Below are 2,321 nucleotides of genomic sequence, written 5' to 3'. Positions count from 1 at the left end.
CCTCAACTCAACCCGAACATCTTGAAACGACCTTGGTCGCTGTACCAAATATGTTCAGTGACTTCTACGACTACAATCTGTTCATCGATTGGATTGAGGCTTTAATTCGACAGCAAGAATGGGAAGGCGTATTCCAACTCGCGACTTTCCACCCAGATTATTGCTTTGGTGGCGCACAGCCAGAAGATGATGAAAACCTAACCAACCGCTCGCCGTACCCAGTATTTCATCTGATCCGTGAAGAGAGCATGGAGAAAGTCCTCAAGCACTACCCTAACCCCGAAGCGATTCCAGATACCAATATCGCACGAGTAGAGTCGCTCACTGCCGAAGAGCGTAAAAAGCTATTTCCGTACTTGTTTGTTTAATAGCGATTTAGAATGTTTAACTGTGGGCCAAATAGAGAAAAAGCGCCAAACGGCGCTTTTTCACTTTAGATGTACTCGGTAAGTTCATGCTCAGATGAGCCATCACCCCTTTAAATTATTAGCTTAACGGATGATTAAGCCTCTACCGGAGTAACGGTTTCATTCGTTGCCTGGTTTGGCTCGTCTTGGTCTTTGACTACCATTACCATTAGGCCAGCAAAGATCATTGAAACACCGCCCAGAACTAGAGCCATCATGGTGTTGCCATCGAACGCCCAGCGAGTGAAGAAGCCTAAAATACCCGCAGCAAGAATTTGTGGCAGTACGATAAAGAAGTTAAACACCCCCATGTAGAAGCCCATTTTCTTTGAAGGCAGAGAGCCCGCAAGGATCGCATATGGCATACAAAGAATACTTGCCCACGCAATACCGATGCCCACCATGTTTAGCATCAACATGTTTGGATCACTAACAAGCGAGATAGAAGCCAAGCTCAAGCCACCAATCACTAGGGACAGGCAGTGAACAAACTTACGGCTAGTGCGCTGCGCCAACCAAGGCAGAGCAAATGCTGCGATAGCAGAAACACCGTTGTATGCTGCGAAACAGAGACCAATCCAGTCAGCACCTTCGTTATATAACGCAGAACTCGTGTCTGTGGCACCAAAGATGTGGGTTGTTGCCGCTGATGTTGTGTAGATCCACATTGCAAATAGAGCGAACCAAGAGAAGAACTGCACAAAAGCCAATTGCAGCATGGTCTTTGGCATAGCGCGAAGGTCCGCGATAATCTGCTTAAACGTTGCTTTCTCTTGAGTTTCCTCTTCTAACGTTTCGCCTTCGAACCTAGCCAGCTCTTCTGGAGAGTACTCTTTGGTGCGGACCACAGTCCAAATGATTGAAGCTAGGAACACCACTGCACCACAGATGAATGAAATCTTCACTGAATCTGGGATTTGGCCTTTCGGTGCCGTGTTAGCAATATCGAAAACGTTAGTCAGGATGTATGGCATCGCTGACGCAACAACTGAGCCGACACCAATGAAAAAGGTTTGAACGGCAAAACCTTGTGTACGTTGCTCTGACGGTAAGTTATCTGCAACCAATGCACGGAATGGTTCCATGGAGATGTTGATAGAGGCATCTAAGATCCACAACATGCCTGCTGCTACCCACAGGTATGGCGAGTAAGGCATAACGATCAAAGCGAAAGACGATGCGAGTGCACCCATCAAGAAATAAGGTCGACGTCGACCAAGTCGAGTCCAAGCGTTGTCACTGAAGTGACCGATAATTGGTTGAACCAATAGACCTGTCAATGGAGCCGCTAACCAGAGAATTGGAATTTGATCGATACTCGCTCCCAGAGTTTCAAAAATGCGGCTAACGTTAGCGTTCTGTAGCCCGAATCCAAATTGAATCCCGAGGAAACCAAAACTCATATTCCAGATTTGCCAGAAGGATAAACGTGGCTTGTTCATGTTTAAGCTCTCATATCTTTTATGTATTAATCCATTAACTAAAGGCAATCAGCCTACACCATGCGAGCTACATCCACCTTTTCGCTTTGGGCACATCCTATTCGATCGTCATGCGCACGATCCGTGACAAACATCACGACCCAACGGCTAGCTGAGAGAATGAGTGTTAGTTGGGTAATTTTTGAATCTACAGAGTGTGACCAAGCTAGACTTTTTCATTGGATGAGAATTTAAATAAGCTTAGATATGAGCAACTTGAGACAATTCTTTATTGAAACAAATAGTTAACAGCAACTATTTAATCTCAACATCTGCGCTGAGGTTTCGATGCGGATTGCAACGATTACCCAAATGACTTAAAGGAAATATCCATGTGTTTGCGCAAGAGGCTGCCGCCCAGAACAGAGCAACATATCAAGATTGAAGATCACTCTCTTAGACTTGACGGGAGTTTTCAAAGCGCACGACTAAT

The 2,321-nt window shown here is 45.5% G+C and carries 2 protein-coding genes; one reads left to right on the top strand and one right to left on the bottom strand.

All coding sequences use genetic code 11. The features are described from left to right. On the top strand, nucleotides 1-368 hold a 368-nt coding region (locus tag QTO00_RS18285; protein ID WP_331426049.1), incomplete at its 5' end, for a DUF1415 family protein. Nucleotides 369-502: 134 nt separating this feature from the next. Here the strand turns inward: QTO00_RS18285 and QTO00_RS18280 are convergent. After that, on the bottom strand, nucleotides 503-1,849 hold the full coding sequence (locus QTO00_RS18280; protein ID WP_331426048.1) for an MFS transporter: 1,347 nt from the start codon (nucleotides 1,847-1,849) through the stop codon (nucleotides 503-505). Nucleotides 1,850-2,321 lie beyond the last annotated feature (472 nt).

Origin of the sequence: Vibrio sp. M260118, from assembly GCF_036533755.1 — a bacterium.
Classification (GTDB): domain Bacteria; phylum Pseudomonadota; class Gammaproteobacteria; order Enterobacterales; family Vibrionaceae; genus Vibrio.
Note: the sequence above shows the minus strand (reverse complement) of the source record. Positions and strands in the feature narration are given on the sequence as shown.